The sequence below is a fragment of the Pseudomonas sp. PA-1-3F genome (assembly GCF_021609665.1).
GTDB lineage: Bacteria > Pseudomonadota > Gammaproteobacteria > Pseudomonadales > Pseudomonadaceae > Aquipseudomonas > Aquipseudomonas paracarnis.
In genome coordinates, this window is the sequence record NZ_WJZD01000025.1 from 1 (window position 1) to 21058 (window position 21058).

The window sequence follows — 21058 nt, forward strand, 5'->3', positions numbered from 1 at the left end:
AGGATTACATCACCTACTACAACCAAGACCGCATAAGCCTCAGACTGAATGGCTTGAGTCCGGTACAGTTTCGGACCCAGGCACTAAATCAATAGCGTCTCCTGTCCAACTTTTGGGGGGCAGTTCACGTCAGGGCGGAACCCTATGTGGCCGTTACCGCAGCAATGGATATGTACACAATCCAACTGTGTTGACTGCCAGGCCGCCTTCGCGAGCAAGCCCGCTCCCACAGGTTGATCGTGGTGTGTCAGTTAGTAGGTGTAGGCTGGCAGGCCGTCATCGCAGGCAAGCCAGCTCCCACATTTGGAGTGCTGAGCGTCTGGCGGTCATCACAGCGATGCGGCGACCCGACAAGCCAGCTCCCACAGAAGATTTTTGCATCCTTTGATACAGCCCCGAAAACAACAACGCCCCGTCGAGACGGGGCGTTGTGTGTTCAGGCGCCGATTACTTCTTGGCGGCTGGTGCAGCAGGTGCGTCTGCTGCTTCTGCCTTGGCTGGGTCCTTGATGGCCAGCAGCTCCAAGTCGAATACCAACACGGAGTTGGCCGGGATCGCCGGGCTCGGGCTCTGGGCGCCGTAGGCCAGGTCGGACGGGATGTACAACTCGACCTTCTCGCCAACATGCATCAGTTGCAAGCCTTCGACCCAACCCGGGATCACGCCGCTGACCGGCAGGTCGATCGGGCTACCGCGATCTACGGAGCTGTCAAAGGTAGTGCCGTTGGTGAGCTTGCCGGTGTAGTGAACAGTCACCACGTCGGTTGGCTTAGGCTGGGCGCCGTCGGCCTTCTTCACGATCTTGTACTGCAGGCCGGAAGCGGTGGTGACGACGCCGTCTTTCTTGGCGCTGTCTTCGAGGAATTTCTTGCCGGCAGCTGCCGACTCTTCGCTCATTTTGGTCATGCGCTCTTCGGCACGCTTTTGCAGCGCGGCGAAGGCTTCAACCAGTTCGTCATCTTTGAGCTTCTGCTCTTTCTTGCCGACAGCATCTTCAATGCCTTGGGCTACCGCTTTGGAGTCCAGGTCATCCATGCCTTCTTGGGCAAGGCTCTTGCCCATGTTCAGGCCGATGCCGTAGGAAGCTTTTTGCGCCGGGGTTTTCAGCTCTACGCTGGTTTGCGAATCACAACCCGCAAGTACCAGGCTAACCAGGGCCACCGCCGCCGCCAACCGATGCTGTTTCATGCTATTTCCTTGTTCATGCGCCAAAAGGGCATTCGAATAAAGTCGCGAGCTTATCAGGCGGCCCCGACCAATGGCTACCGGCATGTGAGCAGGAAACTTCTGATAAGTTCACGTGTTTAAAAGCATTTCCATTTATCATGGGCCACCGCGACGGATCGCGGGACCGCCTGCCAGCAGGCTAATCGCTACTTGCCGCACCTGTGGTGCAGTGGCATAACAACGCGACAATTCGACAAGGATAGTTATCTTGCGCATTTTTTCCCGAGTTTTACTCCTGATACTGATCGCACTGGGCCTGATCCTGGCCGTGGTGCTCTATTACACCCTCAACCCCAAGCTGCCGGATTACGTGCCCGTGAAACAGGTGCACTATCAGGAGCAATGGAGTGCCGCCGACCGCCAGACCTACTACTTCACGCCCCAGGGCACTCAAGTAAAAGGCCTGCACTACGACTGGTTCACCGCCCTGGAGCTGCCGTTCTCCGAGCAACGCTTTGCCGCGCCGCAGTACCTGGCGCGCTTTGGCTTCCTGGTCGATCCCAAACAGGTGCCCACCGCGCAAAACCCTGGCAACCTGCCGGTAGGGTTCGCCCGGCACCAGAGCGCCGACAGCAAGGCTCAGTACCTGGATATCACCTGTGCGGCCTGCCACACCGGCGAATTGCACTTCAAGGGTCAGGCCCTGCGTATCGACGGCGGCTCGGCGCAACACGTACTGCCCTCCAGCGTTCCCACGTTGCGTGGCGGCAGTTTCGGCCAGGCCCTGGTCGCCAGCCTGGCCGCTACCTATTACAACCCATGGAAGTTCGAGCGCTTTGCCCACAAGGTCCTGGGGGATCAGTACGACGCCCAGCGCGATCAACTGCGCAAGGACTTCAAGCAATCGCTGAACCAGTTCCTCAAGGTTGCCTGGAATGACACCCACCGCGGCCTTTACCCCACCGAAGAAGGCCCGGGCCGCACTGACGCCTTTGGGCGCATCGCCAACGCCAGTTTTGGCGACGCTATTTCCCCAGACAATTATCGCGTCGCCAATGCGCCGGTGGACTACCCGCAGTTGTGGGATATCTGGACCTTCGACTGGGTGCAGTGGAATGGCTCGGCCCAACAGCCCATGGCGCGCAACATCGGCGAAGCCCTTGGCGTAGGCGCGACCCTGACGTTCTTCGACACTGCCGGGCAACCGCTCAAAGGCGATGCCCGCTACCCGTCCAGCGTACGGGTGCGCGACCTGCACCTGATCGAAGAAACCCTGCAACGGCTCAAACCGCCGACCTGGCCGCAAGACTTGTTCGGTGCCATCGACAAGCCCCTCGCCGCCCAGGGTCGCGCACTCTTTGCCGAGAACTGCGCCGGCTGCCACCTACCCACCGTCACCCAGGAAAACGGCCGTCCGGTGCAGCAGTTGAAAATGCTGCCGGTGAACTACATCGGCACCGACCCCGGCACGGCCAACAACATTGCCGACCAACGCTATGACCTCAGCGCGTTGCAATGGGACCCGGCCGAACTGGCCCGGCTCAATGTCGAACTGCACCCCACCCCCACCGCGCCGCTGGACCTGAAAAAAATGTCGGTGGCCCAGGGTTTGGCCTATGTCACCGCCTTCGTCGAAGAGCATGCCTACCGTGCGGCCGGCGTTACCGCGGCCGAGCGCCCAGGCCTGGACGGGTTCGGCCTGCCCATCGGCGTGCGCGAATTGCGTGCTTACAAGGCGCGGCCACTGGCCGGCGTATGGGCCACCCCACCGTTCCTGCACAACGGTTCGGTGCCGACGATCTACCAACTGCTCTCGCCCCAGGACGAACGCAGCACTACCTTCTATAAAGGCACCTTCAACTACGACCCGCGTCACCTGGGGTTTGAGACCATCGCCTTCAAGAATGCCTTCCTGTTCGATACCAGAATCACCGGCAACCACAACAGCGGCCACGAATTCCGTGCCGGCGAACGTGGCAATGGCGTGATCGGCCGTGGCCTGCTGCCGCAGGAACGCTGGGCGCTGCTCGAATACCTCAAGGTGCTGGGCGGCCCGCTGGAGCAACAACTGCCATGATTATCCGCTCGCAAAACAAGGACCGCTCCATGCTTGCTCGTCTCTGGCTACGCCTTGGCGCCTTTGTTGGCAAAACCCTGCTGTGGCTGCTGGGCCTGGGCCTGCTGGGGTGGGTGTTGGCCACGGCCTGGTTCGCCTGGCAGCACAGGGGCCCGGTGTCGGTGAAGGAACAGATCCCGCCCGGTGAAGCGGCGATGACCCAAGGCATCATCCAGACCGCCGTGCGCATCGTTGATCAGCATCGCGAAGGCACTCGCTACCTGCGTGATGCCCATGCCAAGGCCCATGGGTGCGTGAAAGCCGAGGTCAGCGTTCTGACAGATCTCGACCCGGCCTTGCGCCAGGGTGTGTTTGCCGAGCCGGGCAAGACCTGGCAGGCGACGATGCGCCTGTCCAACGGCAACGCTTATCCGCAATTCGACAGCATCCGCGATGCACGCGGCATGGCCATCAAGCTGTTGGATGTGCCGGGCAAGCAACTGATGGCAGATCAGCAAGCGCGCACCGAGCAGGATTTCGTGATGTTCAGCCACCCGAACTTCTTTGTCAGCGATGTCGCGGAATACGCGCAAAACATCGGCGCGCAAGCGGATGGCAAGAAGGTCCTGGCTTTCTTTCCCAAGCTCGACCCGCGCAGTTGGCAAGTGCGTCACCTGTTTATCGCCCTGGCAACCCTGGCGCCCGCACCGGCCAGCCCGACGCAGACGACTTACTTTTCAGTGTCGCCCTACAAGTTTGGCGCGGCCAACGCCAAGTTTCGCGTCGCGCCAGATCCGCAAAGCTGCCCGGATTATGTGTTGCCCAAACAGAACCAGGCCCTGCCCAACTTCCTGCGCAGCGCGCTCAACCAGCAACTGTCCACCGACCGTGTAGATGCGTGTTTTGTGCTGCAGATCCAGCGGCAAAACCCGCAGGCGTTCATGCCGATCGAAGACACCAGCATCGAATGGAAGGAAAGCGACGCGCCGTATGAAACCGTGGCCAAGGTCAGGATTCCCGCCCAGGACTTCGACACGCCGGCGCAGAACCTGGCGTGCGATAACCAGTCGTTCAACCCCTGGTTCGGGCTGGAAGCGCACCGCCCCATCGGTGGCATCAACCGGCTGCGCAAAGCGGTGTACGAGGCCGTCAGCGATTACCGCCACAGCCGCAACGCACCGTAAGGCGCGTTAAATCGCAGGCGAAAAAAAACCCGCTCAATGAGCGGGTTTCTTTTGGCTACCTGGCGTTCAGTATTCCAGGTGACCGAATATGGCGCAGCGGACGGGACTCGAACCCGCGACCCCCGGCGTGACAGGCCGGTATTCTAACCGACTGAACTACCGCTGCGCGTAACACTTGAAGCGAATGGTGGGTGATGACGGGATCGAACCGCCGACCCTCTGCTTGTAAGGCAGATGCTCTCCCAGCTGAGCTAATCACCCTTCGTTTCGGTGTGGGCGCATCATACACCAAAAAATCGTAATGTCTTGATTTAAATGCAATTTATTTAAAAAAAGTTTAGCGCACGATTTTTTGCCATATTTCGGACAGAAAAAAACCCGCTCAATGAGCGGGCTTTCTTTGGTTACCTGGCGTTCAGCATTCCAGGTGACCGAATATGGCGCAGCGGACGGGACTCGAACCCGCGACCCCCGGCGTGACAGGCCGGTATTCTAACCGACTGAACTACCGCTGCGCGTAACACATGAAGCGAATGGTGGGTGATGACGGGATCGAACCGCCGACCCTCTGCTTGTAAGGCAGATGCTCTCCCAGCTGAGCTAATCACCCTTCGTTTCGGTGTGGCGCGCATTCTACGGAGCGACCCCAAGTCTGGCAAGCACTTTCTTAAATCTTTTTTTTCAGCCCTTCCAATGGCTTAGGCAGGGTTGGCCTGCGGCGTGATCAAGAGAATAATGCCCCCCTTTGTATAGAGGAGAGACTCACCCCATGTGGTTCAAGAACCTGCTTATCTATCGCCTGACCCAAGATCTGCCTGTTGATGCCGAGGCGTTGGAAGCGGCCATGGCCACCAAGCTGGCGCGCCCTTGTGCAAGCCAGGAGTTGACCACTTACGGTTTTGTCGCGCCTTTTGGTAAAGGTGAAGACGCCCCCCTGGTTCACGTCAGCGGCGATTTCCTGCTGATCGCCGCTCGCAAGGAAGAACGCATCCTGCCGGGTAGCGTGGTGCGTGATGCACTTAAAGAGAAAGTCGAAGAGATCGAAGCCGAGCAAATGCGCAAGGTCTACAAGAAGGAGCGCGACCAGATCAAGGATGAAATCATCCAGGCCTTCCTGCCGCGTGCCTTTATCCGTCGCTCGTCGACCTTCGCTGCAATCGCGCCGAAACAGGGCCTGATCCTGGTCAACTCGGCCAGCCCCAAGCGTGCCGAAGACCTGCTGTCGACCCTGCGTGAAGTGATCGGCACCCTGCCCGTCCGCCCTCTGACGGTAAAAACCGCACCAACTGCAATCATGACTGACTGGGTCACCACCCAGAAACCGGCTGATGACTTCTTCGTCCTCGACGAATGCGAACTGCGCGACACCCACGAAGACGGCGGCATCGTGCGCTGCAAACGCCAGGACCTGACCGGCGAAGAGATCCAGCTGCACCTGACCACCGGCAAGGTCGTAACCCAACTGTCCCTGGCGTGGCAGGACAAGCTGTCCTTCATGCTCGATGACAAGATGACCGTCAAGCGCCTGAAGTTCGAAGACCTGCTGCAAGACCAGGCGGAACAGGACGGCGGCGACGAAGCCCTGGGCCAACTGGATGCCAGCTTTACCTTGATGATGCTGACCTTCGGCGATTTCCTGCCGGCGCTGGTCGAGGCACTGGGCGGCGAAGAGACACCACAGGGCATCTAAGCAACACCGATCCAATGCGGGCACGGTCAGTGTGGGAGCTGGCTTGCCTGCGATAACGGAGTGTCAGCCAGAAGAGTGCCGACTGACACTCCGCTATCGCAGGCAAGCCAGCTCCCACATTTGATTGCATCGACAACTCGGAAATCGAATAAAAAAGGACATCCCCATGCGCGCACTCGCCGCCTTGAGCCGCTTCGTCGGCAATACCTTCGCTTACTGGGTGTTGATATTTGCCGTGCTCGCCTTCCTCGAACCCAGCTGGTTCATCGGCCTGAAAAGCGCCATCGTCCCACTGCTGGGCCTGGTGATGTTCGGCATGGGGTTGACCTTGAAACTGGAAGACTTCGCCGAAGTCGCTCGCCACCCGTGGCGCGTGGCCTTGGGCGTGGTCGCGCATTTCGTGATCATGCCGGGCGTGGCATGGTTGCTGTGCCAGGCGTTCCATTTGCCTGCGGAAATTGCCGTTGGCGTGATCCTGGTCGGCTGTTGCCCAAGTGGCACGTCGTCCAACGTCATGACCTGGCTGGCCCGGGGTGACCTGGCGTTATCGGTGGCGATTGCCGCGGTCACCACCCTCCTCGCCCCGCTGCTCACACCGGCGTTGATCTGGCTGCTGGCCTCGGCCTGGCTGCCAGTGTCGTTCATGGAACTGTTCTGGTCGATCCTGCAAGTGGTGCTGCTACCCATCGTACTGGGCGTGGTCGCGCAGCGTTTGCTCGGTGATCGGGTAAGGCATGCGGTGGATGTGCTGCCACTGGTGTCGGTGGTCAGCATTGTGATCATCGTCGCGGCCGTGGTTGCCGCAAGCCAAGGCAAGATTGCCGAGTCGGGCCTGCTGATCATGGCCGTGGTGATGCTGCACAACAGCTTCGGTTACCTGCTGGGCTACTTCACCGGGCGCCTGTTCAAGTTGCCCTTGGCGCAACGCAAGTCGCTGGCCCTGGAAGTGGGCATGCAGAACTCCGGGCTGGGTGCCGCGCTGGCCAGTGCGCACTTTTCGCCACTGGCGGCGGTGCCCAGTGCGTTGTTCAGCGTCTGGCACAATATTTCCGGCGCATTGCTGTCGACCTATTTCCGCCGCATGAGCGAAAAGGAAGACCGCCGCGCCCTGGAAACCACGCCGTAACTTGATCGCCCGGTCCAATTTCGGCACTCTACCGAACTTCGCGGGGACGACCTCGCGACGCTATCAAGCGCTCACCCGGGGACGACCCCACTTTGATAGAAGCGAGGTCATCATGTCCTGGATCATTCTGTTTTTTGCCGGGTTGTTTGAAGTGGGCTGGGCCGTCGGCCTGAAGTACACCGACGGGTTCAGCAAGCCGCTGCCCACCGCCCTGACGATTGCCGCCATGGCTGTCAGCCTTGGGTTGTTGGGGCTGGCCATGAAGGAATTGCCGCTGGGCACCGCCTATGCCATCTGGACCGGCGTGGGGGCCGTGGGCACCGTGATTGCCGGGATTATCCTGTTTGGAGAATCCATGGCGTTGTTTCGGTTGGCGAGTGTGGCGTTGATTATTTGTGGGCTGATTGGCCTCAAGATCTCGACATAAGCCACTACCGCTATCGCAGGCAAGCCAGCTCCTACATTTTGAATTGTGAATACAGTCAAATGTGGGAGCTGGCTTGCCTGCGATGAGGCCCTGATAAACAACAAAAAACTACCTGGCACTCCCCCGCAAACCGCCCACCACAGCGTGCAACTGCTCAGGCGTTGCCGCTTCCACAGCCACCGGCTCGCCCGCCACCAACACCACCCGCGACCAGATCCGATGAAACAAACCCTTGTTCGGATCACGGCTGAAGAAACTCCCCCACAACCCCTGCAATGCCATCGGGATCACCGGCACCGGCGTCTCCTCCAGGATGCGCGTCACCCCACCGCGAAACTCATTCATCTCGCCATCAGCTGTCAGCTTGCCTTCCGGGAAGATGCACACCAGCTCGCCATCCTTGAGGTACTGGGCAATGCGCGCGAACGCCTGCTCGTAGATCTGAATGTCTTCATGGCGCCCGGCAATCGGAATCGTCCCGGCGGTGCGGAAGATAAAATTGAGCACCGGCAAGCGGTAGATCTTGTAGTACATGACAAAGCGAATCGGCCGACGTACTGCGCCACCAATCAACAGCGCATCGACAAACGACACATGGTTGCACACCAGCAACGCCGCGCCTTCATCCGGGATGGCTTGCAGGTTGCGATGCTCCACGCGGTACATGGAATGGCTGAGCAGCCAGATCATGAAGCGCATGGTGAACTCGGGGACGATTTTAAAGATGTAAGTGTTAACCGCGATGTTGAGCAGCGACACCACCAGGAACAACTCGGGGATCGACAGCTTGGCCACGCTCAACAGCAGAATGGACACGATGGCCGAGACCACCATGAACAGTGCATTGAGAATGTTGTTCGCCGCGATCACCCGTGCCCGTTCGTTCTCGGCGGTACGCGACTGGATCAGCGCATACAGCGGCACGATGTAAAAGCCGCCGAACACCCCCAGGCCGAGGATATCGAACAGCAGCCACCACGCCTGGCCGTAGCTGAGCACCGCGAGCCAATCGTTGGCTTGCACGTTCTGCGGGAAGCCGCCGGAGTGCCACCACAGCAGCAGGCCGAACACGGTCAGGCCAAATGAGCCAAACGGCACCAGGCCGATTTCCACCTTACGCCCGGAAAGCTTTTCGCACAGCATCGAGCCCAGGGCGATGCCCACCGAGAACACCGTGAGGATCAAGGTCACCACGGTTTCGTCGCCGTACAACCATTCCTTGGCATAGGCAGGTATTTGCGTGAGGTAAATCGCGCCGACAAACCAGAACCATGAGTTGCCGACAATCGAGCGCGACACCGCCGGCGTCTGCCCCAGGCCCATGCGTAAAGTCGCCCAGGACTGAGTGAAGATATTCCAGTCCAGGCGCAGCTGCGGTGTCGAAGCCGCTGCGCGCGGGATGCTGCGGCTGGCCAGGTAGCCCAGCACCGCCACGGCCACAATCGCCACCGCCACCACCGGCGCGTAATGGGTGGAAGACATCATGATCCCGGCACCGATGGTGCCGGCCAAAATTGCCAGGAACGTGCCCATCTCCACCAGGCCGTTACCGCCGACCAATTCATCGTCGTGCAATGCCTGGGGCATGATCGAGTACTTCACCGGGCCGAACAGCGCCGAGTGAGTGCCCATGGCAAACAGCGCCAGCAGCATCAGTTCAAGATGTTTGATCAGAAAACCCGTCGCGCCCACCGCCATGATCACGATCTCGCCGATCTTGATCGCGCGGATCAACGCGTCCTTGTTGAATTTCTCGCCAAACTGCCCGGCCAACGCCGAGAACAGGAAGAACGGCAGGATAAACAACAAAGCACACAGGTTGACCCAGATGGAGCGGTCGCCCTCGATGGTGAGCTTGTAAAGGATGGCCAGGATCAGCGACTGCTTGAAGATGTTGTCGTTGAACGCGCCCAGCAACTGGGTGATGAAAAACGGCAAGAAGCGCCGCGTGCGCAGCAAGGTGAATTGGGAAGGATGGCTCATCGTCGTCCGTGTTCCTGCGTGGCCTTTATTTATCAGGCCACGACTTTACCTAATCCTGCTTACTTATTCGCTAGCCCGGCAATACAAGGCGAAACAAAAAGCTCGCCTTTATAAGCGCCCTGCACGGTGCGCTTGGCCACGATCAGCCACATCAGCGCCAGCGCAACCACCAGCACACTGCCAAACACACTGAAAAACGCCAGCTGTAACAGGCTCGCCAATTTAAGCGTGGCCAAGGCGTAAACCCCCAATGGGAAGGTGAAGCCCCACCAACCCAGGTTGAACGGGATACCGGCGCGCAGGTAACGCAGGGTGATCAACACCGCAATCAACATCCACCACAAGCCGAAGCCCCACAGGGTGATGCCCGCAATCAGGCCCAGGCCGTGGGCCATTTCACCGACACTGGCCAGGCCATTGGTGGCAAAGATCGCGGGGGCATCCGTACCGAGCAGCAACATGCCCAGGGCACCGGTACCGATCGGGCCCAGGGCCAACCAGCTCGACGCGGCCATATTGGCGTGAGGCAACTTATGCAAGGCCATGCGCAGAATCAGGATGGTCAGGATGCTGAACGCTACCGGCAGGGAAAACGCCCACAGCACGTAGCTGGTCACCAACATCACCAGTTGCGAATGGGCATCGGCCAAGTGCGGCGCGAGCAAGCCGCCGCTGGCCGCCGCCACTTCGGCCGCCACCACGGGCAACAGCCAGACGGCGGTCATCTGGTCGATGCTGTGCTCCTGGCGCGTGAACATCATGAACGGGATCAGTACGCCGCAGGCCAGGGACATGGCGACGTCCAGCCACCACAAGGCCTCGGCCAACGGGATCACATCACCGCCCCAGCGCGGCAGGCCGAACAGCAGCAAGCCGTTGAGAATGGTCGCCAGCCCCATGGGGATGGTGCCGAAGAACATCGAGACCGTTGAGTGCCCGAAGATGCGTCGCGCCTCGTGGAAAAACATCACCCAGCGGGCGGCATACAGCACGCTGAACAGCACAAACAAGCCGATGGTGAACAGCCATAGGCCCTCGGCGACGGCATGCAAGCCGGGCAAGTTGACTGGCAGCTGGGCCAAGGCCAGGGCCAGCACACCGGTGCCCATAGTCGCGGCAAACCAGTTCGGGGTGAACTGGCGAATCACTTCCCGGGGACGGGCCAGGTGACTGAAGGGTTTGTAGCGGTGAGTGGTCGAGCAGGTCATGGGTTAATCCTCTTCCTCATATGAGGTTGAGGCCATGATAGAACCTGATCGAATATCTATATAACGGGTAATATCTCTAACTGTTATCTATTTTATCTATATTAACCACGATCATGCCCTCGCCCTTGCTGGCGCCGAGTCCCGCCACCACAACCCACCAAGGGCCCCGAGAGACAGCAAGATAAGCACCGCACCGTAGCCGTCCGTGGTCGCGACCAGGCCAAACACGCGGCTCAGGTTACCCGCCAACAACGCCGGCACGCAGAACGCCAGGTAACTCAATACATAGAACGCCGACATCAGGCCCGCCCGCTCATGGGGCAACGCCAGGCCCACGATGCTGCGCACACTGCCCATGAAGCCGCCGCCGAACCCCAGGCCTGCGATCACACTGGCGACAAAGAACAGCCACAGGCTGGCGATGTTTACGGCAACCAGCAGCAACCCCACGCCCACGGCCAGCAGTGCAGCCGACACGCGCATGACCCTGTCAGCCGCGTGGTTGCGCAGGCTGTAGATCATCACCGCGCCGCTCAAGGTCACCACCGCCACCAGCCCGCCGCCGATCAAGTGCGAGGTCGACCCGGTGGCGACACCCACCAACGACGGCGCCAACGAGGAAAAGAACCCACCCAGCGCCCACACGGCCACATTCAATGGCATCGCCAGCCACAAGGCGCGGCGCGCCTGCGGCGGCACATGCAGGGTTGGCGCCAGGGACTTCAAGGCGCCGGGTATGCGGCTGACCGTTTCAGGCAGGCGCCACACATACAGAGCCTGCAACACCATCAAGCCCAGCAGGGTGTAATAGATCAATTGGGTTGGCCACGGCGCGAACTCCACCAGCAGCCCGCTGCCCAGGCCACCACTGGCCATGCCGAGCATCGGTGCAAGGCTGTTGAGCATCGGGCCGCGGACGCGGTCGGTATCGAGCAGCGTCGCACTCAATACCGCTGTGGCAGTGCCAGTCGCGAAGCCCTGTAACGCGCGGGCGGCCAGCAGGCAGGCGGTGCTGTCAGCGTGGATAAACAGCAGCATCGCCACACTATTGAGCAGCAGCGCGGCGAAGATCACCGGCTTGCGCCCCAGGTAATCCGAGAGCGACCCCACCGTCAGCAGGGCCGCCAGCAGGCTCACGGCATAGACACCAAAGATGGCGGTGAGCATGGCCGCCGAAAAATGCAGGTGGTCTTGATACACCTGGTACAAGGGCGTCGGCGCGCTGGAGGCGGCGAGAAAGGTCAGCACCATGATCACTAGAAACGCCAGGCTGGACCGCTGAGAGATGACACTGGACATGGGCACGCTCCGCTAAAGCTAATATTTTGCTTTTGTGCAGTGTGCTATTCGCTGGCGCTTAAAGCAAATTCTTTGTGTTAAGGTCTTGCCCATGGCGATCAAAGAAGGCCTCCGCCCGGGGGGCCGCAGTGCCCGGGTACAAGAATCCGTCCACAGGGCGGTGCGCGAATTGCTGGAGGCCCATGAGCGTTCCAGCGTCACCGTGCCGATGATTGCGGCATGTGCAGGCGTCACGCCGTCGACCATTTACCGGCGCTGGGGCGATCTGTCAGTACTGCTCGCCGACGTCGCCCTGGCCCGTATGCGCCCCGATACCGAACCGGCCAACACCGGCAGCCTGCGTGGCGACCTGCAAGCCTGGGCCGAGCAATACCTGGATGAGATGAGTTCGGACGTAGGCCGCAACATGATGCGCGACGTGCAAAGCAGCCCGACGCCAGGGTATTGCGTGAGCATCCTGAGTGGGCAGTTGCAGGTGATTGTTGACCGCTACCCGCAGGAACAGCCACCGAGCGTTGACCATCTGATCAACCTGCTCGCCGCACCGACGGTGTTTCGTATTCTGTTTTCGGCAAAGCCTTTGGCGGTAGAAGAACTGCATGCCCTGATCGAGCTGGCACTAAAAAACTGAAGCGCGTGCGCCGACACAAAATGTGGGAGCTGGCTTGCCTGCGATGCAGACACCTCGGTACACCCGTCAAGCGAAGTCGATACCATCGCAGGCAAGCCAGCTCCCACATTTGTTCGGTGTGCATCCAATAAAAAACGGCCTCTGATGAGGCCGTTTTGTTATTTCCAATCCCACATCATGTACGCATCCCACGCCCACTCACCAGCAACCGCGCACAACCGATATACAGCACCACGGTCGCAACGATCATAAAGGTGATCGCCACACTGATCTTGATATCCGACACGCCCAGAATGCCGTAGCGGAAGGCGTTGACCATGTGCAGTACCGGGTTGGCCAGGGACACCGTCTGCCAGAACGGCGGCAGCAAGGTGATGGAGTAAAACACCCCGCCCAGGTAGGTCAGCGGCGTGAGCACGAAGGTCGGGATGATGGAAATATCATCGAAGTTGCGTGCGAACACGGCGTTGATAAAGCCCAGCAGCGAGAAGATCGTCGCCGTCAGCACGACCACCAGAATGGTGACCCCCAGGTGATGCACCTGCAGGTGGGTAAAGAACAGGGACAGCAGCGTCACGATCACTCCCACCATCAGGCCACGCAACACGCCGCCCAGGGTGTAGCCGATGAGGATGGTGTGCGGTGACACCGGCGAGACCATCAGCTCTTCAATGGAGCGCTGGAACTTGCTGCCAAAGAAACTCGACACCACGTTGCCATAGGAGTTGGTGATCACCGACATCATGATCAGGCCCGGCACGATGTATTCCATGTAGGTGAAGCCACCCATGTCGCCGATCTGCCGGCCGATCAGGTTACCGAAGATCACAAAGTACAGGACCATGGTGATCGCCGGTGGCAGCAGGGTCTGCGGCCAGATCCGGGTAAAGCGCTTCACTTCGCGATAAACAATGGTTTGCAGCGCGACAAGGTTGGGTTGCAGTTCGGAACTCATACCGCCACCTTCGCCAGATTTTTCTCCACCAGGGACACGAACAACTCCTCAAGGCGATTGGTTTTATTACGCAGGCTCAGCACTTCGATGTTCTGAGTCGCCAACTGGGTGAACAGCGCGGTGATGCCCATGGCCTTATCCACCTGCACCTCCAGGGTGTGGCTGTCCACCAGCCGGCTTGGGTAGCCGAGCAACTGCGGCGCCACCGACAGGTTGTTCTTCAGGTCGAGCAGGAAGGTTTCCACATGCAACTGGCCCAGCAGGTTGCGCATGCTGGTGTTCTCGACAATGGTGCCGTGGTCGATGATGCCGATGTTGCGGCACAACTGCTCAGCCTCTTCCAAGTAGTGGGTGGTGAGGATGATGGTGATGCCCTTCTCGTTCAGTTCGGTGAGGAAGGTCCACATCGAGCGGCGCAGCTCGATGTCCACGCCGGCGGTAGGTTCGTCGAGGATCAACAGGCGCGGCTCATGCACCAGGGCGCGAGCGATCATCAGGCGGCGTTTCATGCCACCGGACAGCGAGCGCGAAGGTACGTCACGCTTGTCCCACAGGCCCAGTTGAGTCAGGTACTGCTCGGCGCGTTCCTTGGCGACTTTCGCCGGAATGCCGTAGTACCCGGCCTGGGTCACGACAATGTCGAAGGTCTTTTCGAACTGGTTGAAATTGAATTCCTGGGGCACCACGCCAATGGAGCGCTTGAGCGCCGCCGGGGATTTATCCAGGTCGTGGCCGAAGATATTCACCGTGCCGCTGGTCTTGTTGACCAGAGTGGAGAGAATGCCGATGGTGGTGGATTTGCCGGCACCGTTGGGGCCGAGCAAGGCGAAGAAGTCACCTTCGGCAACGTCCAGATCGATACCACTCAGGGCCTGGAAACCGTTGCCGTAGGTTTTGGTTAGCTGCCGGATGGACAGAGCGGAACTCATATGGAAGTACGCACCAAAGAAGGGAATAGAAAGAATAGATGAGGGCACAACGCAGGTAGTTCAACCGGCGATGCAGTGCGAGCATGGTGCGTGCCCATGCCGCACAAGTACAGTCACCCGTATTAATAGTGTGTATTAAGTCAACGCGGTCATCACCGCCTTGCGGTAGGCCGGGCGCTGTTGCAAGCGCTGGTACCAGGCCTCCAGATGGGGCATGGCAGGGCGTTCGATGGGCATCTCGAACCAGGCGTAGATGAAGCAGCCCAAGGGAATATCGCCCATGCCGAACGCCTGGCCGGACAGGTAGGGTTGCTCGGCGAGGGCTTGTTCGACGGTTTTGAGCGCGTCGATACAGGCTTGGCGCCCGGCATTGATGCTGTCCCAGTTTTGCTGGTCAGCCGGGGTGCGCACGATGCCCCAGAACACCGCTTTGAACGGATCGGCGAGCGTGGAAGTGGTCCAGTCCATCCACTTTTCGGCGTTGGCCCGGGCTTGCAGGTCGCTGGGGTAAAAGTCCGATGCCTGCTTGGCGCACAGGTAGCGCACGATGGTGTTGGATTCCCACAGCACAAAGTCGCCATCTTCGATCACCGGCACCCGGCCATTGGGGTTCATGGCCCGGTATTGCGGGGTATCGACCACACCAAAAGCCCCGCCCGCATCAATTGCTTCATAGTCCAGGCCGAGTTCCTCGGCGCACCACAGTGCTTTCCTGACGTTTGATGAATTTTTACGACCCCAGATCTTCAGCATGACCGCGCCTTATCGTTGATGAACATGGCTTGATGAACGCAGCAGCATACGCCGGTTCAGCCGCGGCTTAAATCGCCCCGCATATCGCCGAGCAAGGTGGGCGCATCGTCGCCAAACAGGTGCGGGTAGCACTGGCGGATATGCCCGAAGAAAAATGCTTCGGGCACGTCAGCAAATTGCCCGTGGTCCACCACGTACTCCATAGAACGCTGGCCCTGGCGATTGAACGCGTGGAACACGCTGTCGTGCAGCCCATCGAATTCCAACGGCGGCACGTCGAACACTTCGCACAGTTGCTGGTTGAACGCCGGAGTGGCCTTGACCCAGCGGCCGTTCAGGTAAAGCTCGGTATAACCGTGCATGGCGAACACGTCACTTTTGAGCAGAGCGAGCAGTCGCGGTGTGGACAGGTGGTTGCGCACGTCCGCCAGGCCAATGCGTGCGGGAATGCCGCAGTGGCGCGCGCAAGCGGCGAGTAACGTAGCTTTGGGCACACAGTAGCTTTCGCCGGCCGCCAGGGCGAAGCTGGCGCTCAAGGTGTTGGGGTCACGGCTGAAGGTATAGGGGTTGTAGCGAATGGCCTCACGCACCGCGTAATAAAGACTGACTGCCTGGTCACTTAAATCCGGGCGGGTTCCGCGATGTTTCTCGGCGAACTCCACCACCACAGGGTGGTCACTATCGATGAAGCGGCTGGGACTCAAGTACGTATTCATGAGCTTGATCTCCGAGGGGAGCCTGGAGTTTAACCACCAGGCCTGCCAGAGAGATAACGACGATTCGGCCAAATGCCGGCGCCGGCTGATGGGTTGCCCAGTACACCTTGTTACACCCTGATCACCCGGCTTGTTCGGATGCCGACTAAGCTCCCTGGTGGTTTCGCCCCTGGTTCACGGAGGATTGAATATGCTGTTGTTGTGGATACTGGTGCTGGTGGTGGGCATTGCCTACCTGGCACACCGCCGTACTGCCCCCCTGCCCGCCCTGGGCGTGGTCGCCGTCTACCTGCTGGCGATGGGCGCCTGGAGCCACGCACCGGGTTGGCTGCTGCTGATCTTCTGGGTACTCCTGGCCGTGGTGGCCGCGCCTTTGTTGCTGCCTGACCTGCGCCGCCAATACTTCACCAAGCCGCTGTTCAGCTGGTTCCAGAAAGTGCTGCCGCCGATGTCCGAGACCGAGCGCGATGCGATTGATGCCGGTACCGTGTGGTGGGACGGCGAGCTGTTCAGTGGCCGCCCGGACTGGGACAAATTGCTGGCCTACCCCAAGGCGCAATTGACCGAGGAAGAGCAGGCGTTCATCGACGGCCCCACCGAAGAACTCTGCGCCATGGTCAGCGACTGGGAAATCGGCCAGGCCATGGACCTGCCGCCGCAAGCCTGGGAACACATCAAGACCCATGGCTTCTTCGCCCTGATCATTCCCAAGGAGTACGGTGGCAAGGGCTTCTCCGCCTATGCCCACTCCCAGGTCGCCATGAAACTCGCGACCCGCAGTGGTGACCTGGCCTCCACCGTGATGGTCCCCAACTCACTCGGCCCCGCCGAACTGCTGCTGCACTACGGCACCGAGGAACAGCGCAATCATTACCTGCCGCGCCTGGCCCGTGGCGACGACATCCCGTGCTTCGCCCTCACCGGCCCGCTGGCCGGCTCCGATGCGGGCGCCATGCCCGACACCGGCGTGATCTGCAAAGGCGAATGGGAAGGCAAGGAAACCCTCGGCCTGCGCCTGAACTGGGAAAAGCGCTACATCACCCTCGGCCCGGTCGCGACCCTGCTCGGTCTGGCCTTCAAGGCTCATGACCCGGACCACCTGTTGGGTGAAGAAGAAGACCTGGGCATCAGCCTCGCGTTGATTCCTACCGACACCCCTGGCGTGGAAATCGGCCGTCGTCACCTGCCGCTTGGCGCCGCTTTCATGAACGGCCCCAACTCCGGCAAGGATGTGTTCATCCCCCTGGAATACCTGATTGGTGGCCAGGAAATGCTCGGCAAGGGCTGGATGATGCTGATGAACTGCCTGTCGGTCGGCCGTTCGATCTCGCTGCCCGCCGTCGGCACCGGCGCCGCCAAGTTCACCAGCCTGGTGACCGGCCAATACGCCCAGGTGCGCGAACAGTTCAACGTACCGCTGTCGGCCTTCGAAGGCATCCAGGAAGCCCTGGCACGCATCGGTGGCAACGCCTGGCTGATGGACAGCGCGCGCATGCTCACCGCCAACGCCGTGGACCTGGGCGAGAAGCCGTCGGTGTTGTCGGCGATCCTCAAGTATCACCTGACCGAACGCGGCCGTGAGTGCATCAGCCACGCCATGGACGTGCACGGCGGCAAGGGCATCATCATGGGCCCCAACAACTACCTGGGCCGCAACTGGCAGGGCGCACCGATCTTCATCACCGTGGAAGGCGCGAATATCCTTTCGCGTAACCTGATGATCTTCGGCCAGGGCGCGATTCGCTGCCACCCCTTCGTGCTCAAGGAAATGGCCCTGGCCGGCCGCGAAGACCATGACCAGGCGTTGAAGGAATTCGACGGCCTGCTGATGCAACACATCGGCTTCGCCGTCAGCAACGCCGCCAGCACCCTGGTGCTGAACCTGGGCTTCGGGCACTTCGAAAAAGCCCCGGGCAACCGTTTGAGCCAGGGCTACTTCCGTGCCCTGAACCGCCAGGCGGCTGCGTTTGCCCTGCTGGCCGACCTGAGCATGATGTTGCTGGGTGGCGAGCTCAAGCGCCGCGAACGCTTGTCCGCTCGCCTGGGTGATGTGCTCAGCCACATGTACCTGGCGTCGGCGGCGCTCAAGCGTTATCACGACCTGGACTCGCCGGACCATCTGGAGCCGCTGTTTGCCTGGGCCATGGAAGAAAGCCTGGGCGAATCGGAACGCGCATTGGATGAGCTGCTGAGCAACTTCCCGAACAAGGTGCTGGGCTGCCTGTTGCGGGTGATCGTGTTCCCGTTCGGGCGTCGTCATACCGGGCCGTCCGACGCTCTGGATGCCGAAGTGGCAGCCGTGATCGGCCGCGCCAAGGGCGACCCGACCCTGGAAGAATTGCTGGCCGGCTGTTATCGTCCGCAATCAGCAGAAGATCCCGTGGGCGCCCTGCAACATGCCTACGACCTGCTCGGTGCCAGCCACCCCTTGCAGAAAAAACTCCACAGCGCGCTCAAAAGCGGCCAGGTCAAGCCGGCTGCCGGCGAGCATGCCATCGATGCAGCCCTGCAGGCCGGCGTGCTGCAACCGGCCGAGGCGCAAACCTTGCGCGATGCCGAGGCTGCGCGACGCAAGGTGATCGACGTGGATGATTTCAGCAAGGAAGAGCTGATGCAGGCAGAAGGTAAAGTCCGCTGAGTCGAGCGGTCATATAAAAACGGGCGCGAGAGGCTTATACTCTCGCGCCCGTTTTTGCTTTAGAGGCCTTATCTCGTGTCTAACGTCGTTGCCGATCATCTTGTCTTGCTCGACCACTTGCGCAGCATCCTGGTTGCCGTCGGCGAAGCCGAACAGGTACCCGAGGAAAGCCACTCGCTGTTCCTGGAGCGTTTCGACGAACTGCGCGCCCTGTTGCCAATCGACCCGATCGAAAGCCAGTACCTGGGCCAGGACCTGATGAGCCAGGTCATCCTGCGCTACCCGCAAATCGCCCACCTGGTGCCCCGTGACCTGCTGTGGTTCTTTGGCGGCGACTGCCTGCACTTCATGCCCGACGAAGAACTGGACCTGTACCAGGCCCTGGAAGAACGTCGCTATGAAGCCGAACAGAACGACGAACCGTTCGACTGGAACCAGGAAAAACAGCTGCTGGCCATGCCTCAGGACCAGAGCAAGCACTGACAACTATGCTCGTTCCTACGCTCTGCGTGGGAACCTATCCTGTGACGCTCTGCGTCACCCGTGCACAGGCATAAAGGCAGGACGCGGAGCGTCCAGGTGGCATTCCCACGCAGAGCGTGGGAACGAGCAACCGCACTCCTACCGTCGCCGCAGCGTGGGCTCCCTGGCCATGCACTCCACCAGATAATCGATAAACACCCGCAACTTCGGCGGCAGGTAACGTGTGGGCGAATGCAGCAACCACGCCTCGCCATGGTACGACGCAATAAAATCCCACCCTGGCAACACCTGCACCAACTCCCCCGCTTCCAACGCATGCCGTGCGGTGAAATACGGCAAGCTGGCAATCCCGACATGCTGCAACGCCGCCTCCAGTCGCACCCCGGTGTGGTTCGCCGCATACCGGCCGCGTACGCCGACCGTTACCGCCTTGCCAGCCTGGCGAAATTTCCAGCGTGAATCTCCCGGTGTCTCACCCAGATAGATGCAACTGTGCCCGAGCAGATCATGGGGATGGCTCGGTGTACCGTGCTCGGCCAAGTACTGTGGCGTCGCGCACAGCAAATGTTCGATGGGCAACAGCTGGCGCCCGACCAAACCTGGCGGTGGGCTGTCGGTGATGCGGATGCTCAAGTCGACGTTGTCGTCGATCAAATCCACATGCCTATCTTCCAGGATCAATTGCACATCCACCTTGGGATAGCGCCGCAAAAATTCCGGCATATGCGGGTGCACCACGAATCGCCCCACCGCCTTGGGTACACTGACCCGCACCAGGCCCTCGGCTTCATGGGTAAATTGCCCACTGATTTCCATCACCGAGCGCGCCGCGTTGACCATCTCCTGGCAACGCTTGAATACCTCCTCGCCGCCCTCGCTCAAGCGCAGCTTGCGCGTGGTGCGTTGCAGCAGGCGCGTGGCCAGGGCTTGCTCCAGGCGCGAAATACTGCGGCTCACCGCCGAAGGGGAGACGCTGAGTTGCCGCGCCGCTTCGGAGAAGCTGCCGGTTTCCACGACCTTGACGAAAATCGCCATTTCACCCAATAGCGGCAAAGGAAGATTGATGCTCATGACGCACAGATCCATTGATAATTGAGCGGATTATCACCCATCTGCGCACTATTTATACTGCCCACAGAACCCTGATGCGGATGTAGATGATGACCGAGCGCCTGTTTTTTACCCACGACCACCTGACGGCCGAGCTGGAAGTGCTCAGTTGCACCCCGTACGAAGAGCAATTCGCCGTGATTGTGCAGTCGACCATTTTCCATCCCCAAGGCGGAGGCCAGCCGTCCGACACCGGCTGGCTCGGCGACAGCCAGGTGCTGCGAGTCATGCAGGAAGGCGAACAGGTGGTGCACTACGTCGACCGACCTCTGGAGCCCGGCCTCGTCGTTGCACGAGTCGACGCACAGCGGCGCGCCTTGCATACGCGTCTGCATTCGGCGGGGCACTTGATTGGCAATGCCGGCGAACGCCTGGGCTGGATGCCGATCAAGGCCCACCATTGGCCCGGCGAAGGCAAGATCACTTTTATCCGTGGCGAGACCGCGCAAGACATGGATGCGCAGGCGCTCCAGCAGTGGGTCAACACATGGATCGCCGCCGACTATTCCCGCCATATGACGCTGGAAGACGGCACCCGCGAAGTCGGCTTCGGCGAATTACCGGCGTACGCCTGTGGCGGTACGCATGTTCAAGCGTTGAGCGAACTGGGCCAGGTAACGATCCTGGCGTTGTCGGAGAAAAAAGGCGCGCTCTCGGTGCGCTACAGCCTCGCTGATACCCTGACACTGTAGGAGCGAGCTTG

At 60.4% G+C, this 21058-nt stretch carries 19 protein-coding genes and 4 tRNA genes; 10 read left to right on the forward strand and 13 right to left on the reverse strand.

The window, feature by feature from the left end; translation table 11 throughout:
* On the forward strand, positions 1-95 hold a 95-nt coding region (locus tag GIV26_RS18365), incomplete at its 5' end, for an IS3 family transposase (RefSeq protein ID WP_213152959.1).
* Between the two features lie 352 nt (positions 96-447).
* On the opposite strand, the gene GIV26_RS18370 is transcribed toward GIV26_RS18365, so the two are convergent.
* On the reverse strand, positions 448-1188 hold the full coding sequence (locus GIV26_RS18370) for an FKBP-type peptidyl-prolyl cis-trans isomerase (RefSeq protein WP_236281766.1): 741 nt from the start codon (positions 1186-1188) through the stop codon (positions 448-450).
* A gap of 247 nt (positions 1189-1435) precedes the next feature.
* Between GIV26_RS18370 and GIV26_RS18375 the strand changes: the two genes are divergently transcribed.
* Positions 1436-3244 (forward strand): di-heme-cytochrome C peroxidase, encoded by a 1809-nt coding sequence (locus GIV26_RS18375; protein ID WP_236281768.1) that lies wholly within the window; start codon positions 1436-1438, stop codon positions 3242-3244.
* Positions 3245-3273: 29 nt separating this feature from the next.
* Complete coding sequence (locus GIV26_RS18380) at positions 3274-4407, forward strand: catalase family protein (protein WP_197901450.1); 1134 nt, start codon at positions 3274-3276, stop codon at positions 4405-4407.
* A gap of 89 nt (positions 4408-4496) precedes the next feature.
* Here the strand turns inward: GIV26_RS18380 and GIV26_RS18385 are convergent.
* The 4 genes from GIV26_RS18385 to GIV26_RS18400 all read right to left on the reverse strand — a co-directional run bounded on the left by GIV26_RS18385 (position 4497) and on the right by GIV26_RS18400 (position 5017).
* Positions 4497-4573, reverse strand: a tRNA-Asp gene (locus tag GIV26_RS18385).
* A gap of 19 nt (positions 4574-4592) precedes the next feature.
* Positions 4593-4668 (reverse strand) — tRNA-Val (locus GIV26_RS18390).
* Between the two features lie 177 nt (positions 4669-4845).
* Positions 4846-4922 (reverse strand) — tRNA-Asp (locus tag GIV26_RS18395).
* A gap of 19 nt (positions 4923-4941) precedes the next feature.
* A tRNA-Val gene (locus GIV26_RS18400) sits at positions 4942-5017 on the reverse strand.
* 159 nt (positions 5018-5176) lie between these two features.
* Between GIV26_RS18400 and rdgC the strand changes: the two genes are divergently transcribed.
* From rdgC to sugE, 3 genes are all read left to right on the forward strand, one after another.
* Positions 5177-6097: a recombination-associated protein RdgC gene (rdgC, locus tag GIV26_RS18405; RefSeq protein WP_005786703.1), complete on the forward strand. Its 921-nt coding sequence runs from the start codon at positions 5177-5179 to the stop codon at positions 6095-6097.
* A gap of 166 nt (positions 6098-6263) precedes the next feature.
* Positions 6264-7223, forward strand: coding sequence for a bile acid:sodium symporter family protein (locus GIV26_RS18410; RefSeq protein WP_096142930.1), 960 nt, complete (start codon positions 6264-6266; stop codon positions 7221-7223).
* A 112-nt stretch (positions 7224-7335) separates the two neighbouring features.
* A complete protein-coding gene (gene sugE, locus GIV26_RS18415; protein WP_010211634.1) occupies positions 7336-7650 on the forward strand; it encodes a quaternary ammonium compound efflux SMR transporter SugE in 315 nt (104 codons plus the stop codon).
* A 108-nt stretch (positions 7651-7758) separates the two neighbouring features.
* On the opposite strand, the gene GIV26_RS18420 is transcribed toward sugE, so the two are convergent.
* The 3 genes from GIV26_RS18420 to GIV26_RS18430 all read right to left on the reverse strand — a co-directional run bounded on the left by GIV26_RS18420 (position 7759) and on the right by GIV26_RS18430 (position 12140).
* On the reverse strand, positions 7759-9633 hold the full coding sequence (locus GIV26_RS18420; protein ID WP_236281770.1) for an MFS transporter: 1875 nt from the start codon (positions 9631-9633) through the stop codon (positions 7759-7761).
* A 59-nt stretch (positions 9634-9692) separates the two neighbouring features.
* Positions 9693-10841, reverse strand: coding sequence for a TDT family transporter (locus GIV26_RS18425; RefSeq protein ID WP_236281772.1), 1149 nt, complete (start codon positions 10839-10841; stop codon positions 9693-9695).
* 111 nt (positions 10842-10952) lie between these two features.
* Positions 10953-12140 carry an MFS transporter gene (locus GIV26_RS18430; RefSeq protein ID WP_236281774.1) on the reverse strand — a complete coding sequence of 396 codons (1188 nt, stop codon included), beginning with the start codon at positions 12138-12140 and terminating at the stop codon, positions 10953-10955.
* 91 nt (positions 12141-12231) lie between these two features.
* Between GIV26_RS18430 and GIV26_RS18435 the strand changes: the two genes are divergently transcribed.
* Positions 12232-12771, forward strand: a complete 540-nt coding sequence (locus GIV26_RS18435) for a TetR/AcrR family transcriptional regulator (RefSeq protein WP_236281776.1) — start codon at positions 12232-12234, stop codon at positions 12769-12771.
* Between the two features lie 175 nt (positions 12772-12946).
* Here GIV26_RS18435 and GIV26_RS18440 read toward each other — a convergent pair whose 3' ends face one another.
* From GIV26_RS18440 to GIV26_RS18455, 4 genes are all read right to left on the reverse strand, one after another.
* Positions 12947-13726 (reverse strand): ABC transporter permease, encoded by a 780-nt coding sequence (locus GIV26_RS18440; RefSeq protein WP_005786689.1) that lies wholly within the window; start codon positions 13724-13726, stop codon positions 12947-12949.
* On the reverse strand, positions 13723-14655 hold the full coding sequence (locus GIV26_RS18445; protein WP_014717781.1) for an ABC transporter ATP-binding protein: 933 nt from the start codon (positions 14653-14655) through the stop codon (positions 13723-13725). Before GIV26_RS18445 ends, GIV26_RS18440 begins: the two co-directional genes overlap by 4 nt.
* Before the next feature lie 135 nt (positions 14656-14790).
* Positions 14791-15408, reverse strand: coding sequence for a glutathione S-transferase family protein (locus GIV26_RS18450; RefSeq protein ID WP_032892575.1), 618 nt, complete (start codon positions 15406-15408; stop codon positions 14791-14793).
* A 56-nt stretch (positions 15409-15464) separates the two neighbouring features.
* Positions 15465-16124, reverse strand: coding sequence for a transglutaminase-like domain-containing protein (locus GIV26_RS18455; protein ID WP_236281777.1), 660 nt, complete (start codon positions 16122-16124; stop codon positions 15465-15467).
* 190 nt (positions 16125-16314) lie between these two features.
* Here GIV26_RS18455 and GIV26_RS18460 point away from each other — a divergent pair, with 190 nt between their 5' ends.
* Together GIV26_RS18460 and GIV26_RS18465 are read left to right on the forward strand one after the other, a co-directional pair.
* On the forward strand, positions 16315-18762 hold the full coding sequence (locus GIV26_RS18460) for an acyl-CoA dehydrogenase (protein WP_057978128.1): 2448 nt from the start codon (positions 16315-16317) through the stop codon (positions 18760-18762).
* A gap of 75 nt (positions 18763-18837) precedes the next feature.
* Entirely contained in the window at positions 18838-19245 is a 408-nt protein-coding gene (locus tag GIV26_RS18465; RefSeq protein ID WP_003190109.1) for a PA2817 family protein, read from the forward strand.
* A 138-nt stretch (positions 19246-19383) separates the two neighbouring features.
* Here GIV26_RS18465 and GIV26_RS18470 read toward each other — a convergent pair whose 3' ends face one another.
* On the reverse strand, positions 19384-20316 hold the full coding sequence (locus GIV26_RS18470) for a LysR family transcriptional regulator (protein ID WP_197865282.1): 933 nt from the start codon (positions 20314-20316) through the stop codon (positions 19384-19386).
* An 89-nt stretch (positions 20317-20405) separates the two neighbouring features.
* On the opposite strand from GIV26_RS18470, the gene GIV26_RS18475 reads away from it, so the two are divergent.
* A complete protein-coding gene (locus tag GIV26_RS18475; RefSeq protein ID WP_057978146.1) occupies positions 20406-21047 on the forward strand; it encodes a hypothetical protein in 642 nt (213 codons plus the stop codon).
* Positions 21048-21058 lie beyond the last annotated feature (11 nt).

Bases quoted from the DNA above. Each gene is read 5' to 3' on its own strand.
- GIV26_RS18475 (WP_057978146.1), top strand. From the start codon at position 20,406: ATGACCGAGCGCCTGTTTTTTACCCACGACCACCTGACGGCCGAGCTG.
- rdgC (WP_005786703.1), top strand. From the start codon at position 5,177: ATGTGGTTCAAGAACCTGCTTATCTATCGCCTGACCCAAGATCTGCCT.
- GIV26_RS18425 (WP_236281772.1), bottom strand. From the start codon at position 10,841: ATGACCTGCTCGACCACTCACCGCTACAAACCCTTCAGTCACCTGGCC.
- GIV26_RS18380 (WP_197901450.1), top strand. From the start codon at position 3,274: ATGCTTGCTCGTCTCTGGCTACGCCTTGGCGCCTTTGTTGGCAAAACC.
- GIV26_RS18370 (WP_236281766.1), bottom strand. From the start codon at position 1,188: ATGAAACAGCATCGGTTGGCGGCGGCGGTGGCCCTGGTTAGCCTGGTA.
- GIV26_RS18435 (WP_236281776.1), top strand. From the start codon at position 12,232: ATGGCGATCAAAGAAGGCCTCCGCCCGGGGGGCCGCAGTGCCCGGGTA.
- GIV26_RS18440 (WP_005786689.1), bottom strand. From the start codon at position 13,726: ATGAGTTCCGAACTGCAACCCAACCTTGTCGCGCTGCAAACCATTGTT.
- GIV26_RS18445 (WP_014717781.1), bottom strand. From the start codon at position 14,655: ATGAGTTCCGCTCTGTCCATCCGGCAGCTAACCAAAACCTACGGCAAC.
- GIV26_RS18455 (WP_236281777.1), bottom strand. From the start codon at position 16,124: ATGAATACGTACTTGAGTCCCAGCCGCTTCATCGATAGTGACCACCCT.
- GIV26_RS18450 (WP_032892575.1), bottom strand. From the start codon at position 15,408: ATGCTGAAGATCTGGGGTCGTAAAAATTCATCAAACGTCAGGAAAGCA.
- GIV26_RS18410 (WP_096142930.1), top strand. From the start codon at position 6,264: ATGCGCGCACTCGCCGCCTTGAGCCGCTTCGTCGGCAATACCTTCGCT.
- GIV26_RS18460 (WP_057978128.1), top strand. From the start codon at position 16,315: ATGCTGTTGTTGTGGATACTGGTGCTGGTGGTGGGCATTGCCTACCTG.
- GIV26_RS18420 (WP_236281770.1), bottom strand. From the start codon at position 9,633: ATGAGCCATCCTTCCCAATTCACCTTGCTGCGCACGCGGCGCTTCTTG.
- GIV26_RS18470 (WP_197865282.1), bottom strand. From the start codon at position 20,316: ATGAGCATCAATCTTCCTTTGCCGCTATTGGGTGAAATGGCGATTTTC.
- GIV26_RS18430 (WP_236281774.1), bottom strand. From the start codon at position 12,140: ATGTCCAGTGTCATCTCTCAGCGGTCCAGCCTGGCGTTTCTAGTGATC.
- sugE (WP_010211634.1), top strand. From the start codon at position 7,336: ATGTCCTGGATCATTCTGTTTTTTGCCGGGTTGTTTGAAGTGGGCTGG.